The organism is Prevotella amnii DSM 23384 = JCM 14753 (genome assembly GCF_000378745.1).
Lineage (GTDB): Bacteria > Bacteroidota > Bacteroidia > Bacteroidales > Bacteroidaceae > Prevotella > Prevotella amnii.
The window spans coordinates 1-16,324 of record NZ_KB905301.1 but is presented as its reverse complement, the minus strand read 5'-3'; the positions used below and the strand labels follow the sequence as shown (position 1 = coordinate 16,324).

Annotated in this window: 12 protein-coding genes and 2 pseudogenes; 4 read left to right on the top strand and 10 right to left on the bottom strand. The window is 36.8% G+C overall.

Annotation, left to right across the window (positions count from 1 at the left end; translation table 11 throughout):
- Positions 1-599 precede the first annotated feature (599 nt).
- From F596_RS0109105 to F596_RS0109095, 3 genes and pseudogenes are all read left to right on the top strand, one after another.
- Positions 600-1,829 (top strand): site-specific integrase, encoded by a 1,230-nt coding sequence (locus F596_RS0109105; RefSeq protein ID WP_019036712.1) that lies wholly within the window; start codon positions 600-602, stop codon positions 1,827-1,829.
- Between the two features lie 28 nt (positions 1,830-1,857).
- Positions 1,858-3,174: pseudogene (locus F596_RS11050) on the top strand (tyrosine-type recombinase/integrase).
- Entirely contained in the window at positions 3,171-3,593 is a 423-nt protein-coding gene (locus tag F596_RS0109095; protein ID WP_019036709.1) for a hypothetical protein, read from the top strand. Before F596_RS11050 ends, F596_RS0109095 begins: the two are co-directional and overlap by 4 nt.
- 181 nt (positions 3,594-3,774) lie before the next feature.
- Here the strand turns inward: F596_RS0109095 and F596_RS0109090 are convergent, their stop codons facing one another.
- The 8 genes from F596_RS0109090 to F596_RS0109055 form a co-directional block, all read right to left on the bottom strand.
- A complete protein-coding gene (locus tag F596_RS0109090) occupies positions 3,775-4,254 on the bottom strand; it encodes a hypothetical protein (protein WP_019036708.1) in 480 nt (159 codons plus the stop codon).
- A gap of 17 nt (positions 4,255-4,271) precedes the next feature.
- Positions 4,272-6,467: a peptidase domain-containing ABC transporter gene (locus F596_RS0109085; RefSeq protein ID WP_019036707.1), complete on the bottom strand. Its 2,196-nt coding sequence runs from the start codon at positions 6,465-6,467 to the stop codon at positions 4,272-4,274.
- A gap of 9 nt (positions 6,468-6,476) precedes the next feature.
- On the bottom strand, positions 6,477-7,988 hold the full coding sequence (locus tag F596_RS0109080; RefSeq protein WP_019036706.1) for a DUF6734 family protein: 1,512 nt from the start codon (positions 7,986-7,988) through the stop codon (positions 6,477-6,479).
- Positions 7,985-9,277, bottom strand: a complete 1,293-nt coding sequence (locus tag F596_RS0109075; protein ID WP_019036705.1) for a DUF6734 family protein — start codon at positions 9,275-9,277, stop codon at positions 7,985-7,987. Before F596_RS0109075 ends, F596_RS0109080 begins: the two co-directional genes overlap by 4 nt.
- Positions 9,274-10,635, bottom strand: a complete 1,362-nt coding sequence (locus F596_RS0109070) for a radical SAM/SPASM domain-containing protein (RefSeq protein ID WP_019036704.1) — start codon at positions 10,633-10,635, stop codon at positions 9,274-9,276. Before F596_RS0109070 ends, F596_RS0109075 begins: the two co-directional genes overlap by 4 nt.
- Before the next feature lie 78 nt (positions 10,636-10,713).
- On the bottom strand, positions 10,714-10,848 hold the full coding sequence (locus tag F596_RS12240) for a hypothetical protein (RefSeq protein WP_262499143.1): 135 nt from the start codon (positions 10,846-10,848) through the stop codon (positions 10,714-10,716).
- 137 nt (positions 10,849-10,985) lie between these two features.
- A complete protein-coding gene (locus F596_RS0109060) occupies positions 10,986-13,283 on the bottom strand; it encodes a carboxypeptidase-like regulatory domain-containing protein (RefSeq protein ID WP_024992748.1) in 2,298 nt (765 codons plus the stop codon).
- 223 nt (positions 13,284-13,506) lie between these two features.
- Positions 13,507-14,136, bottom strand: coding sequence for a hypothetical protein (locus tag F596_RS0109055; RefSeq protein WP_019036702.1), 630 nt, complete (start codon positions 14,134-14,136; stop codon positions 13,507-13,509).
- Between the two features lie 190 nt (positions 14,137-14,326).
- On the opposite strand from F596_RS0109055, the gene F596_RS0109050 reads away from it, so the two are divergent.
- A complete protein-coding gene (locus tag F596_RS0109050; protein WP_019036700.1) occupies positions 14,327-15,082 on the top strand; it encodes a helix-turn-helix domain-containing protein in 756 nt (251 codons plus the stop codon).
- Positions 15,083-15,096: 14 nt separating this feature from the next.
- On the opposite strand, the gene F596_RS0109045 is transcribed toward F596_RS0109050, so the two are convergent.
- Together F596_RS0109045 and F596_RS12030 are read right to left on the bottom strand one after the other, a co-directional pair.
- Positions 15,097-15,846: a ThiF family adenylyltransferase gene (locus F596_RS0109045; protein WP_019036699.1), complete on the bottom strand. Its 750-nt coding sequence runs from the start codon at positions 15,844-15,846 to the stop codon at positions 15,097-15,099.
- A gap of 182 nt (positions 15,847-16,028) precedes the next feature.
- A pseudogene (locus tag F596_RS12030) lies at positions 16,029-16,324 on the bottom strand (IS1634 family transposase); the annotation flags it as partial.

The window sequence follows — 16,324 nt, the reverse complement described above, 5'->3', positions numbered from 1 at the left end:
CTGTCCGAAGAAATGTGTACTTTTGCCCATGTTATCTGAGTTTGGGAACAAAAGCAAAGATAACAAAAAGGGCTGATACCTCGTGAGAAGTGTCAGCCCTAAATTTGTATCTTACCCAAAAGTTTAGCGGACAGTAATAAAATTGTTACTAGTTTAGTTTTACAAACAAGGTAACTTATTTATTTTCAATTAGATACATTTTAATAATTATCTTATATAGCAAAACATCACCTTTTACCCTCTAAAACATCATCTTTTACCTCGCAAAACATCACCTTTTGCGGTGTAAAAGATGATGTTTTGCTTTGCAACTAATTCTTGAAAATGAAGAAAAATCGAAGTTGGTGTAAACTGATTGATAATGAGCAGGATATGAAATGATTTGCATAATACTGCTCTGTTCGTAAAAGGCAGGAAAGTGCGGATTTAAGCAGAAGTTCAGTTACTAAATCATTACCAAGATTGGGAATAGGTAACGAAATGCAGATATAGGTAACTGAAATTATGTGGTTCGTGTGGCTGTTGCTACGGTTGGCAGTTTTCTGCATAAGTGAAGAACGCTTTAATTCGGGTAACTTTGCCCATAAAAATTAAGGCGTATGAAAACAGAGAAAATGAAGGTGTTGCTCTACCTCAAAAAGAGCGGAAAGGATAAGCAGGGTAAGGCTCCCATCATGGGACGTATCACATTTGAAAGGAGTATTGCACAGTTCAGTTGCAAACTGTCTTGCAACCCCGATTTGTGGAATCCCCGTGAAAGCAGAATGGGCGGAAAGAGCCGTGAGGCAGTGGAAGTGAATGCCAGATTGGAAAGTCTGCTGCTATCCGTCCAAGCAGCCTACCAATCTCTGCTGTCCAAAGGTTGCCCATTTGATGCAACTGATATAAAAGAGGAATTTCAAGGAAGCGTTCAATCTAAGTGTATGCTTATTGAAAGACTGGATAGACTCATCAAAGAGAAAGAAAACCATATAGACATTGACATAAAGGGACAAAGCATATTTGGCTACCATTCCACTCGTACCCATTTGCAGAACTTTATAAAAAGTAGGTATAAGGTTGCTGATTTGGCTTTCTCACAGCTTACCGAACAATTTATCTACGACTTCCAACAATACTTTATGGGTATTTGTGGGTTTCAGGAAAGTACGTTCTATAATGCCGCTACCCATCTGAAAACGGTATGCAGATTGGCTTATCGTGAAGGATTAGCCGATATTTTATTGTTTGACAAAGTCAAGGTAAGCAAAGGCGACAAGAAACTACCCAAAGCTCTTGACAGGTGTTCGCTTGATAAACTAATGAACATACAGTTTGGAGAGTTGGAGGAGGAAATGGAAACTGCAAGGGACTTGTTTGTCTTTGCCTGCCATACAGGTGCAGCTTATTGCGATTTGATGGAGTTAAGCAGATTGCATCTTGTCCGTGATGATGAGGGAAGCCTTTGGCTGAAGTTCAACAGGCAGAAGACAGGCGTACTTTGCCGTATCAAGTTGTTGCCCGAAGCCATCAGGATAATAGAGAAGTACAAGAGCGATGAAAGGGAAAGGCTATTGCCACAGATGAAATATGCCACCTATCAATCGTATCTCAAAGCATTACGCCTAAGAGCAGGCATAGCTTTTCCCTTTACCACGCATACGGCAAGGCATACCTTTGCCACACTCATTACCCTTGAACAAGGCGTACCGATAGAAACGGTAAGCAAGATGTTGGGGCATAGCAACGTGAGTATGACCGAGCGATATGCAAAGGTTACGCCACAAAAGCTGATTGTTGAGTTTGAGCGTTTCCTTTCTTTCACGGAAGATATACAGATGAGTATTTAGCAATAGTAGTATTAAAACTAAAATCATGATGAGAAGTACATTTAAGACACTGTTTTATATCAACAGACAAAAGACCAAAGCAAATGGTCTTACCTCCATACTCTGCCGTATCACGATAGATGGCAAGAACTCTGTCATTACTACAAACGAAGAATGTAAGCCTGCGGAGTGGAACTCAAAACAAGGAATAACAACGGACAAGAAAACCAATCTTCGACTGCAATCATTCAGGGAACTTGTAGAAAAGACCTATCAGGAACTGCTCCAAAAAGACGGAGTGGTAAGTGCTGAACTGCTTAAAAACAGATTGCAAGGCATAGCAACTTCTCCTACCACTTTGTTGGAGCTTAGTAATGCAGAACTACAATCGGTAAAGGAAGGTGTGGGCAAGTCAAAAGCAGAAGGTACATACACTAACCTTTGATATGCTAACAGGATGCTGTGCGAGTTTATAAAGGACTTAGAGGGTAAGGATATAGAAATCCGAAGTATAACGGAGGAGCTGTTTGAGGAATACCGATTCTTTCTTAAAAAGAAAGGGTTGAAAGGTTCTTCTATCAACAAATATCTTTGTTGGCTGAGCCGTTTGATGTTCCGTGCAGTAAGTCAGCGCATCATTCGTTATAATCCATTTGAGCATGCAAAATATGAAAAGGTGGAAAAGGCTATCCGCTTTCTTAGTAAGAGTGATGTAGCAAACCTGATGGCAATGAAGATGTGTGATAGCGATGCCGAACTTGCAAGGCGGATGTTCATCTTCTCCTGCTTCACAGGATTAGCCATTACGGATATGGAACATTTGATGTTTGGGCATATCAAGAGTGCCGCAGACGGACAGATGTATATAAGAAAGGAGCGTCAGAAAACAAAAGTAGAATTTATAGTGCCGTTACACCCCATTGCCAAGACGATTATCGAGCAGCAAAGGCAACTAAAAGCGGTGAAAGAAGAAGGCAATAATACGGATATGGATAACCGTCTTATCTTTCAACCCTGTTGCAGCAGAAGTGTGTTAGCAGCGAAGTTAAGTATCGTAGGCAAGGCTTGTGGTATCAAGCAACGTCTGTCCTATCACATGGCAAGACATACCTTCGGAACGATGTGCCTAAGTGCAGGTATCCCCATTGAGAGCATCGCCAAGATGATGGGACACGCATCAATTGCAAGTACGCAGATTTATGCGCAGGTAACGGACAGCAAGATTTCGGAGGATATGGACAGACTCATCGCCAAACATCAGGAAAAGAACAAAGAAAACGATACAATGGAAACGGAAGCTATTACCATAGGGGCAATGGCTATTGCCAACACAGGCAGAAACAAAAGCATGGAGGAAACGGCATGAATACAAAGAACAAACCACAGATAGAAGTAAAATTCCATCAATGCAAAGAGCGCAGTTATTATGAATGGGGCTGTAATATGCAAGTCGTTCGCAAAGAAAATGGAGAAATTGCCATGACGGAGGGCGAACTTGCGAGGTTCTTCGGTGTAACGTGGAGGAAGCTCAATAATAGACTTCAAGAGATAATCCGCAATCCCAACCTGCACCCTGATGAAAGGAGTGCAGGTGAGAGGGTAATAGTCAGAGATAAGGAGTTGACAGGTTATGCACCGCTTTACCCGCTCCCAATTATCATTGCCCTGTCTTTCCACTTGGATAGCACAGAAGCCCACTTCTTTAGAAAGTATATCATCCATGAGTTACAGCGACCGTCCGCAACCATAACATCGATATTCCTTTTTGGAGAAACGCAGCATTAAATTATATCTATCCTTTTTCTTTCACCGATACTATCCTACTACATAACTACAAAAGGAGTAAAGCGATGAAAGAAAAAGGATTAGCTTGTAGTAGTGTATATAATTGGCTTATACTACTTCGTAACTACGTTTTACCTTTTCCTTTCATCGCCTTATCCTACTTACGTGATTTAAGAGAGAACTATATTATGTTTGTTATTCGCCTGATAATCATTTGTAGTACGCTTTCATTGCTGACAAGTATGGTTGCTGTACCTGTCATTCCGCCTATGAGTTGATACTTGCAATCCGTTATCTTTACTTGCGCCGTGAACACACTGTCTTCTGCCAAATGGTGGGGAGTATGTGATGTGGCTACTATTGTGCCACCAGCTACTCCGTAGGTTTCTGCATCATAACCATCAAACTCAATGTTAGTTGTCATTCCGTTTTCTATCGTATTGACATACCTGTAAGGAATGATTAGTGTGCCTTGATGGGTATTTGTCATCTGTACCTTTGCACTGATGGTTTCTGGATAGGGGATAAAGTATGCACCTGTCAGCAGTCCCAATATCACAATGGTAATAATCGTGATACCATAACGAACAATCCTTGATGGTATCTCGCCAATAATATGCCTTACCTTCTCGCTGCGGAGTTCTATCTTATTGTCTATCATAATATTCCTTCCTGCTGTTAGTTGCCCAATTCCAATTGATTCTTCACGAGGTTATAATATGCGCCTCTCTTTGCTGTGAGTGTTTCGTGGTTGCCTGTTTCCACTACTTTACCTTTATCTAATACCACAATCTGGTCGGCATTCTTCACCGTACTTAGTCGGTGTGCCACGATAACTACCGTCTTACCTTTATAGAACTCGTCCAGATGTTCCACAATCATACGTTCGTTGTTGGCATCGAGCGAGTTGGTAGCTTCATCAAGGAAAATATAATTAGGGTTCTTGTATACGGCTCTCGCTATCAAGATGCGCTGTTTTTGTCCCTGACTTAAGCCGACGCCATCGCGCCCTATCTTGGTGTTGTATTTTAAGGGAAGTCCCATTACATAGTCATGAATACAAGCTATTTCCGCTGCCCTTTGCAATCGCTCCTTGTCAATCTCACCATCATCTACGGCAATATTCCTTGCAATGCTCTCGGAGAATATTACACCGTCTTGCATCACCACGCCACACTGTCTGCGCCACCATTTCTTGTTGAGTGTATTCACATCACTTCCGCCAATAGTTATTTGACCTCCCAATACGGGATAATAGCCCAACATCAGTTTAATAAGGGTTGTCTTTCCGCTGCCCGATGCACCAACAATGGCTGTTACCTTGCCTTTGGGAATGGAAAGACTTACATCATTTATGATGGTTTTTAAGGCATGGGGATCATACTTGAAGTTTACTGTGTCAAGTTCTATTCCCTTATTTTCTTCTTTCACAGCTGTTTCCAATCCTTGCTTTCCGTTCTCATCGTTCATACGATGTATTTCGTTTATACGTTCAAGACTAATCCTCACGTCTTGCACAGAATAGAAGAAACTCATCAACTGCTCGACAGGTGAGTTGAGTTGCCCAATGATATACTGCACGGCAAGCATCATACCCAGTGTGAGCTGTCCGTGAATGACGGCTGTGGCTGCCACTACCGTGATGACAATGTTCTTTAGTTCGTTGATGAAGATGCTGCCCGCCTCCTGCGTTTGTTGGAGCTTTAGCGATTTCATCTGTACGTTGAATAAATCTGCCTGCACGTCCTCCCATTCCCAGCGTCTGCGCTGTTCACAGTCTTGCAGTTTTATTTCCTGCATGGAGGTGATAAACTCGTAGGTTTTATTGTTGTTGATGGCTTGTTGCTCAAAGAGTTCGTAGTCAAGTACTTTTCTGCGCCTGAGGAAGAGCGCAAGCCAACCGCCATAAATCAGACTGCCGAGCATAAAGATTGTAAAGACAAGCCAATTATAGGATAGCAGCACAATGCTGAACACGCTAAAGGTGAAGAGCGAGAACACGATGCTGAGCGTTTGCTGTGTCAGAAACGAGTTTACACGGCTGTGGTCTCCCATGCGCTGCATAAGGTCGCCCATTAGTTTCGTATCGAAGAATGACATGGGCAACTTTAAAAGCTTGATGAAGAAGTCGCTTACCAATGAAATGTTGATACGTAGCGAGATGTGGAGTAGCAGCCATCGGCGGATAAAGTCAATGGCAGTTCGGCTAATGGTAAGCATCAGCTGTCCCAAGAGTATCAGCCAAATAAAACCAATATTTTGGTTTTTAATGCCCACATCCACAATAGACTGCGTGAGGAAAGGCAGGATAAGCTGTAATATACTGCCCATGAGCAAACCCAAGATAATTTGTCCGAAGTACTTGCGGTACTTCTTGATATAGCTAAAAAGAAACTTAAACGAGCGCTCTTCCTTCCTGTCTATATCTTTTCGCTTATAGAATTTTTCCGTCGGCTTTAGGAACATAGATACTCCTTTCTCTGCTCCGTCCTGCTTTGTACTAATCCAGTGCTCCTTAAACTCCTCAAGCTTATACTTAACGAGTCCTTTCCCTGGGTCGGCAATATAGAATATTTTTCCTTTCTTCAACTTATACAGTACTACAAAATGGTTCTGATTCCAGTGGAGGATGCAGGGGAGATTTTTATTAACTAGATTATTTACCTCACACCTAGCTCCAACAGTTTTCAATCCAAGTGTCTCTGCAGCCCTAGTAATATTCAATAGAGAGACACCTTCTGTAGTTGCAAAACATAATTGGTTAAGCCAATCCATTGAATATTCCTTGCCATAATATTTGCATATCATAGCCAAACATGCAATCCCACATTGCATTGAATCATATTGTTTACAAATAATGAAATTCTTATTCATTTTCAGAGATTATTCATCACACAGCAACACATTGTTCGTAATAAATGAAATAATATATTTCATTATCAATTCTGAGTCACTTCTCACATCATCATCTTTTAGCTCTAATTGTATATGACTTATAATTTGAGGGGCAGTTGCCTCGGATACAGTCCACATATATCTGATTATTTCCGCACCAATACCCCTTAATAAAACATCTTTTACTTTTAAAATTAATGGATCTTTCAAGAAAGCCATAATAGGATTCCTAAATGGGAATTCGTAATTTGGGAAAAGATGTTTATAGAGATCTTGGGAAAGTTCAATGAATGAAAATTTATTATTTAACTTCAACTTATTTTTTTTTAAAAGTTCCTCCTTCCAAAAGAAATTGATATTTTTATCGTTTATACTACAGATTTCTTGATAATTTTCTATTAAGCTTTTTTCTGCATTATACCGCATTAAATCTGTATAGTATATCTTTGATAACAAATTATCTTTCTTATAATTAGAATTAGTAATATAGGAATCTAAGCTTTCTTTTGATATAGGGACATTTATCTTTAAATACTTTTTCGTCTCCGAAAATATTAAATCGTTTGTTCTAAGATTGTTTATACACAAATCATTACAGATATCAAAATAGTTAATAATAGTGTGCCCCCCTCGATTAATATAAGTCTGTATAATATTTTTATATAAATCTGGAGCTATATTTCTAAGGTATTGAGATACAAAAATCTGAGCATTAATAGTTCGCTTTAAAGAAGCGAGTAAATGCATATACCCATATTTTGGTTTACAAGTAAAATCAATATCAAACCAATCAAACTTAGTACTAAGTTTGTCACCTCGAGTACAATAGTTTACTGATTTATTTTCCTGCCTCGCCATAGTATAGAAAAACATCTGCTCATAAAAAGAATTTATAAATCCATCTTTCGTTTCTTTTAGAACCCTATCGTTTTTCTTTATAAAAGAATAAACTTGAGAAACATATCTCCTTATAAAATCAATATCATTTCCGCCTAAAATTCCAGCATTAGCGACCCTGCAAATTGGGGCAGACAATTCTGAACTCACACATTGAGGAACAACTCCCCCTGCGTGTATAAATCTCTCTATGCATTTACGATTATAAAACTGATCATCATATTCAATATTCTGTGCAAATAAATCAGATGAAAGAAATTCATCAGATAATTTTTCAAACATAAACCAGTCACAATCAACATGTAAGAATGGTTCTCTCTGCATGCTATATGTATAGACTTTAGGTAAGGCCCATAAATTATATCCTTCATAGTCTTCCATAAAATCTGGAATTTCAACTATATTAGTATAAGGTATATGGAGTTCTTCTACCAAGATACGAACTTTATGGTTACAATATAATGTAACCTTTCCAAAATGCTGTTTCAATAAAACACAACTTAAAGCTATACTTAACCAATTAAATTCAGCACTTAAAAAACCTGCGTTATCAAATAAAGGATCTCCGTCAGTATAACTATAGAATGTTTGGATTATATTCATATACAGATTAATATATTATCAAAGATAGCTTGTTTAATAAAATATATAAAAGCTTTCTTACTAGTATTTGGAATCGAGCTTAGAATATCATCTATATTTCTAGGGGTTTTAAAATTCAACAGAATTGACAAAAGATTTTTAGAATAAAGACAATTGTGGTATATCCCCATATAAGCATCAAAAGTTTTAATAGTCAGATATTGACTAATTTTGCTGACATTTACATCTTTCTTTTTTAAAATTTCTCTTTGTTTGTTAGATAGCTCTAAAAACTGGACATATGGAGAAAGTTGTAATTTTAAATCTAATAAAAATTGTGGATTTTGATTAATTTGATTTAAAAATATTTGTTGCTTTAATTGATTTTGGATAACCTGCTTGGGCACAGATAACTGTGGGACATCTATTCCCTTTTTATAACACTCTTTTAAAATTCGCTCATACGTGTCAGGGAACTCTAAAAGCATATTTCGTGCAACATAACTATTACATCTCACATGTTTCTTATGTTCCATGATATGTATATAATCTATTGGGTATTGATTAACTATCCTTTCAGGGACAAAGCCATTAGGCATTACAAAGTCTTTTACAACTTCATGATAAAATGTTGATACAGGCTCATTTCTTTTTTTTGCTAGAGCATAAAACATCCACTGTTCAAATACAACATTAAAAAGACATTTTTGTTCCGCAGAATACATATTCTTGTGATTAATGGTCATGAACTTTTTAATACATTGTATATATTCTTTAAAGAAATTAATATCACGTCCCCCTATTATTCCCAAATTATAAGAATTAATATAGGTTTCTTCTACGCAAACTTTCTGAATATCTAATAATTTGACTTTACTTTCTTTAAGATAATCGTATACTAACTTATAAAAGGTAGAATCATGCTCTTGATGTTGAGCTATTAAATCCGACCTATCCCAATATTGAGGAAACGGTTTACTTACAAATATATCTGTATCAATATGGATAAAAGGAGCATTTTGTAAAGAATATGTTATTATCTTAGGGAGACAATAATATTTATTACCCTCTAAGATATGACGATCAAAAATTTTATATTCATCATATGGCAATTTGAATAAATCCCGAAGTATATGCACAATATCAGAATCACCATAAAAGAATAATGGTGATTTTGGATTATTTTTCTTCAGTGTTAGGCAGCTATACGCAATAGACAACCAGTTTATGACAGAATTTAAATATCTTCCAGAGACATCTAATCCATGTTCATGGATACAATCATCATAATATGTTTGTAAAATATTCATTGCTTTCCTTTCTCCTTATAATTATACAGCATCTGAATAAACATTCTATCTTCAATATTATAGGTGAACGATGGACATCTAGCCTCATTCTCAACTAAAGCTAGAGGGCATAATCCACCACAAAGTGGATAGAACTTACAGACACGACATTTTTCAATCTTACCCTTAATTAGCATCTCTGGAACATCTTTGAGAATGCTATTACATTTCAATTTTTTCTGATTTCTTAGATTTCCTAATGCGAAAGGTCCTTTGGAATAGGTAGAGGAATATGATGTTTCAGAACAATCAAAGATATTTCCATATGCATCATACATTTCTGAATCTCTTATTGTCCCGATACACATGTATGGGCCTTCTCTTTTTGGTAAAATCTCTGTTTTAAAACCATGCTCCAACATATACAAAAGATATTCAGATGATTTCTCACCTATCTTTTTCCAAGTATCTTCTACTCCAGCACCATTCTTAGCCCAAGAGACAACATTCGCAACATAAAAAAATATCTTATCTTGAGCGTTATGATCATAAAGAGATTTCAGAAGAGGAATAACACCTTCAATATTTTTCTCATCAACATTGCATCTTACAGAAATAAGACATTGATCTTTATCGTAATCAGGACTATTTATAATATTAATTAGATTGGTAAAAATTCTATCAAAAGATCCACTATGATCAATTGTAAACCGATGGATATCATGAAATTCTTTAGTCCCATCTAAAGTTATTTCAATTCGCTTACAATTAAATTCATTTTTCAATGAAATGTATTTATGCAAAGTTAGGGCATATCCATTTGTCGTTATATGGCTTATATAACGAATATCTTCACTTGAAGTCAGATCTTTTATATTGCGGTTTATATGGCGCATTTCTGTCCATGCAGTCAATGGCTCTCCACCAAACCAACCTATCTCCAATAATTTATATGTATGCGTTTTCAATTTCATCCTAATTCTGTTAAGAACTAGATGGATGTTGTCAGCTGAGATTTTAGCCTCTTTGTGCTCTTGCCCACAATAATCACATGCTAATTGACAAGAAGCTGATGGCTGAATAGATAAATAAAGATTTTCTTTTCTAAAATTTGCCTGTCTTCTTAATTTCTCATGATTTTCTTTATTAATTTCCGCAAATTCATCTTCATTCTCTGGTACAAGGACCTTTACATTCCTTAATAAGTAGAGAGTATCGTCGGATATAATATCTAACCTATTATGTTTAATTGCATCAAATGACTTACAGGATAATCTAATATTTTTACCAGATCTTCCAGAGAAAATAAGATAAACATCATTGCGAGGAGCAGACATAAATGCATATTTCGAAAGTTTAAGCTTGGTTAGATTCTTCATAATAAAATATTTTAATTTATTTGAGGGTACTGAGTTTATGAAGTAAGCCAGCACCCTCAAATTGTGAATTTAGTTATTCTAACAATTTACACAGTTATTATAGACTCCTCCACATATCCATTTTCCTTTTCCGCCATAAATCTCATCTGCTTGGTCATCGTTTAGAATAAGACAGTCAAAATCACTCTCAGACATCATTGGAATACTTTCCATTGATTTTAAAATTTTCTTTTCCATTTTTTTTAAGGATTAGAGTTATATGCTTACTCTTTTATAGATTTTCAGCTACCTCTATTTTTATATTTAAAATGCGCATAAATTAAATATCTAATCAATCATAGCTATACCTTCTATTTGCTTCCTGACAAAATGCCAGAATTGGTATCACTATTATTTATTCGTTTGTTTACATTGTTCTTGTGTTTACCGAAGTCTACGTTGATATATGCTTCAAGCATGAATATTCTATTCAGGTCATGCGAAAAAGCATCCTGCCTGTAAGGAGCTAGCTTCGACCAGTTCTCTACATACTGACTATACTTGCTACTGAAAGGATTCAACACCTGAGCTTGTATGCCCCAGTTATCCTTATTATAGCCGACAGATATTGAATGTAGAGTCTCCTCCTTGGTTAAAGTCTCTCCCCATAGTATTCTATGCCCTTTGCTGGCACTGGCCATCAGGAACCAATTCCCTTTCAAAAAGGTAACAGAACCATTTACACCAAAATCAGAATAGGTGTGGGTATAATTATTTCCCTCACTTATGTATCTGTTCAAGTATGTGCTGATATTAACCTGAAAACTTTCACCGAAAGGAGTCAGCTTCAGATTTAAATTATTCTGCAATCGATGAAAACCCCTCTGATTTTCCATTGTACGTATATACTTATTATTCTCGAACAATGTCGTCTCCATCAATGGCTTGTCATCAAAGCTGTATCTGATAAGATAATCCAAATCCAACCATTTGTACTTCCAGTTGATAGTCAAATCATTAGAAACGAATTTTACTGTCTTAAGATTAGGATTTCCTCGTCTAACTTGATAATTATCTATATTCTGACTCACATCATTCATATCTGATAATGATGGAGAATAACCTGAAATATAGCCAGTGTATCTAACAAGTAAGTTCTTGGTCAGATTGTATGACAATTTAAGTGTTGGCCGAAAAATAATTTTACTCTGGCTTACATCTCCCTGACTGCTATATGTTCTCATTACACCACTACCCATGGTGTATACCAATTTCCCTACCTTAGACATAAATTCCACATACCCATAGGTCTCAGCTGTTCGCATGCTTATATTCGCATTGATGGTTCCACCATAATTATTGGAAACGAAGGCCTGATTATGTTTTATGCCAAGTGATAACATGGAATTTTTAATCTTTTGCTCATAAATAGCCTCAGCGATGAGCGAATATTTATCACCTTTTGTCTGCGATGCATATTCCTCAACAGAATTTACTCCTCTCTGAACAAAATGCCTATTATTCTTAGTTTTTATATAGGTTCCTACCACATCAATAAACAGATTCTTTCCTTTAGCCAATTCTGTCTGGTAATAAATATCTAATGAAGGTATATTTTCCCTCGACTTTTCATGATCGGATATTTTATATTCCTGTCCAGCACTTGTAAGTTCAGATTCTCTGTCTGATATGGAATAAGGCATATCCATATATGACTGTCTATAGTTGATACTTAGCAGATTATTGTTTTTACTATAGTCATAACCTAATAGGAAATTCATCCTGTCATACTTTACCTTTGTAGGCAAGCCTGTTTCCACATTGTATAGTGAAGTTGCTGTTCCATTAAAGGTTTCAACATTCTCGCGTATCCATTTCAAATCTCTGCGTTCCCAATTAGACATAAGCTTGAAAGACGAACTTCCAAAATGATAATTAGCGGAAACATTATAATCTCCTGTTCCGATTTTATTTATGCCATTGGTTAAATCGACTGAGAAATTTCCACCTGAGTTCCTACGTTTCAGAATAATATTAATGACAGCTCCCACATTTCCATAACGTAATCCCGGATTATCATGGTATTCCACCTTTGCTATATCGTCTGGTCTTAGAGATTTCACCTCGGGAAGCTTTGCCTTTACTCCATTAATTTGTAATTCAACTGTCCCTCCTGTAGTCATCTCTATACTATTATTAATAGAATTAATCTCAATGCGTGGAAGACTTAAATTCTGCAGTAACAAAAGTCCATTACTGGATGCCTTCCGTTGCAGACTACTAGGAATAAGTATCTGTCTGTCAATTTTCTGAATTTTATTACTGCCAATGACTTTTACCTCACCTAAAACCTTTGGTAATACCATCAGTTTGATCTTTCCCATATCAACATCATCCGATGCATTATTACAGGTAATATATTGGTCTTCATAGCCTATATATGACAGATGAACGATAAAGTTATTCGATTGAATACTTTTAATATGAAATTCACCCACATCATTGGTTACGCCGCCAGACAAGAATGTCGAATCTGTCGACAGAATTCTGACTGAACATCCAATTACTTCCTTGTCGTTTTCATCAATAATGTTTCCTCTTACACTCACTTGAGAGTATGCCCCTTTGGAAAACATCAGAAATAGGAGCATCGTAAAAATATGCTTCATCATTTTATAACATTTAAATAATTTTCCTCATCATATTACATTTATATCTTTAGCCCTTGTACATCTGGAATCTGGCATAGAAAAAGATTTTCTTCTGTTATCTTTGCAATGTCTAGATAACAGGCTTATTTTCTGTTGCAAATATATTTATATCTCCAAATTATATCGTTACACTTTTGTGTAATTCTGAATTTGTTGTCTGAAATATTACACAAAAGTGTAATCATGCAACCTTACAAAGTTCACCATACTTAGAAAAGAAGCCCATAATACCTCTTTTGCTGGAACACACAGGAATGGTCTCCGATGTAAGGTAGTCTATGGATTTTCCGATCTTACGTGTGCCAAATCCCAAGGCTTTCATTACTTTCAATAGTTTGCTGTCAATCTCTGCAATCATATAGCTGTACTTGTCCTCAACTATCGGCTTTACTGCTAATGCCATTAATCGCTTGAACAATGTCAATGTTGATATTCCCGAATCCTTTGCAACAGCAAAGCGTCCGATATGCCAAAAACTATATTTACTTTCCTGGTGAATAGCATTTAGTGGGTTTATCCCATATATTTTTTCGATAGGAAGAATCTTGTGTTTATCCCAATGAAAGCTCCTGATGCAGCCAATCATATTCCCGAAGGAATCCCTTGCAATATAGATATGAGATTTGTTATCATACAGATATTCCTCTTCCTCAAACACTGATTTGATGTCTTCATTTACTTCTTTCTCTGTAAATGAAGATAAGTGATGGGAGTAATTCTCCCTGACCACAAACTGTGCTATTTCCAACAGACTCGTTTTGTCTGCCATGAAAATATCGTAGTCCTTAAATGTTGCAATCTGTTTTTCCATAATGCTTTTTGTTTCTTGATTTATACGGCAAAAATACTTCCTATGCGAATATCATCTATTACACTTTTGTGTAATTTGGCATCTTTCTCTTCGTTTTTTACACTTTTGTGTAATCTTTTTACGGTATTCCGCATTAAAAATGTACTTTTGTAGTGAAATATATTAGAGAACCTTAGCACATTTAGCAGATATGACAGACATAAAAGATTTCTTTATCGCATCAAATACCGTACGCAATGTACCTGACTATGATTCTAGTGTACTCTCTACGTTGGTGCAAACCATAGAGGCTTTTGCTCGTGTTACCTATCAGAGTGTTTACTTGATAGACTATTACAGACAGGAATTTCTTTATGTGTCGGACAACCCTTTGTTTCTTTGTGGGCATACGGCAAAGGAAGTAAAGGAGTTAGGGTACAGCTTTTACTTGGAGCATGTGCCAGAGGACGAACAAAAAATGCTTGTTGAACTAAACAGCAGTGGATTTAAGTTCTTTGATACTTTCGATAACGTTGATAAATACCAGTGCTCTATGTCCTATCATTTTCATCTGAAGAGTGGAACGAGGAACAAACTGATCAACCATCAGCTTACTCCTATACTATTAACTGATGAAGGTAAGATATGGATTGGTATGTGTGTTGTATCGCTTTCTTCGCATAAAACAGCGGGGCATGTAGAGTTTCACAAGAGTGGATTCCGCAATTATTGGAAATATTCTTTTGAAGGACATCGATGGAAGGAGTGTGAGGGAGTTTTGCTCAAAGAAGAGGAACTTGAGGTGCTTAGATTGTCAGCATCGGGTCTTACTATGACGGAAATAGCAGATAGAATGTGCCGCTCGTTAGATTCTATCAAAACCTATAAACGCCACGCCTTTGAAAAGTTAGGCGTGGCGAATATCACTGAAGCTATTTCAAGGGCAACCCTAAACAAATTGTTCTAAAACGATATTTCACTTTACTGCAAAAGTGAGGAGAAATAGAATCTTGGGAAATAGTTCACAGGTTTTCCTGTTGCAAGATTGTACATTGCCGTTGTACATAATCCCGCTGCAATCCACGAGGCTATAGATAATTGTGGAGGTGGCAACATTTCGCTTTCTTTTTTATATTGGGTTACAATTTTGTCTAACCATTCTTTTGGCTGATTCCAGAAAGCCCCGTGCCCAGTTATATACTCAGCTACCTTTAGTTCAAAGCCTTTTGGTTCGTCAGTCAGTTCGGATAAAGAATGTCCCAAAGGATCTACAATCGTAACAAAGCCAGCCCAACCAAAGTTGTATGGATGCAGTACTGGAATTGTTCGTTCCTTGCACATTTCATCAAAGACGAATGGAGTCTTATCCTTAAAGTCCAATGCATTGATAGCCACATCATGCCCATTGAGCATCTCTTCAATGTTATCAGGGGTCAGGAACTCTGTATGGTAATCTATTTGTGCATCCGGATTGATGCTTAGCAAACGCTCTGCCAAACATTCTGCCTTGTATCTGCCAATATCGTTTTCCGTATAGTTCTGCCTGTTCAGGTTGCTTTCCTCAACCTTATCACCGTCAACAATGGTAATATGTTCAAAACCAAATCGCAAAGCACATTCAGCCACAATACTGCCTATACCTGCACCACCAAGGAATATTTTATAATCCTTAATCATACTTTGTTCGTTTTCTCTCACATAGAGTCTGTTTCTATTATATCTTTCTTCCATAACTGATAATTTATTTTTTTGCAAAATTAGAAGTGTATATCAAGAAATACATTACACAAAAGTGTAAAAAGAAGATGAAATATATACTTTTTTAGATTTTATAACAAATAGAGGTGCGCTAACCCAAGTTTAACACCCACTTTCGCCTAATTGTTACTGTTACCGTACTTTCCTCGTTTTTCTTATGAGCTCTGTGTCCTACAAATTTTATTCTTTTTGAATGGTGAGTGTTTTAATTTCAACTTATCGTATATCTGTTTTGCTTGCTTCGAAGGACTACTGCATTGGCGCATCTCAATAGTTTCACCTAACGGGTTCTTCCCTTTTGTGGTAACGAGTTTTTGGGTGTTCATACGTCGTACAATCTCGGTCCAGTAACAGGATTCTCCTTCTCGTTTTAATTGACAACGGATGGTGTTTACCACCCAGTAGGCTAATAACCCAAAGAAGAGGTGTGCGTCGCTTCGCTCATCTTTCT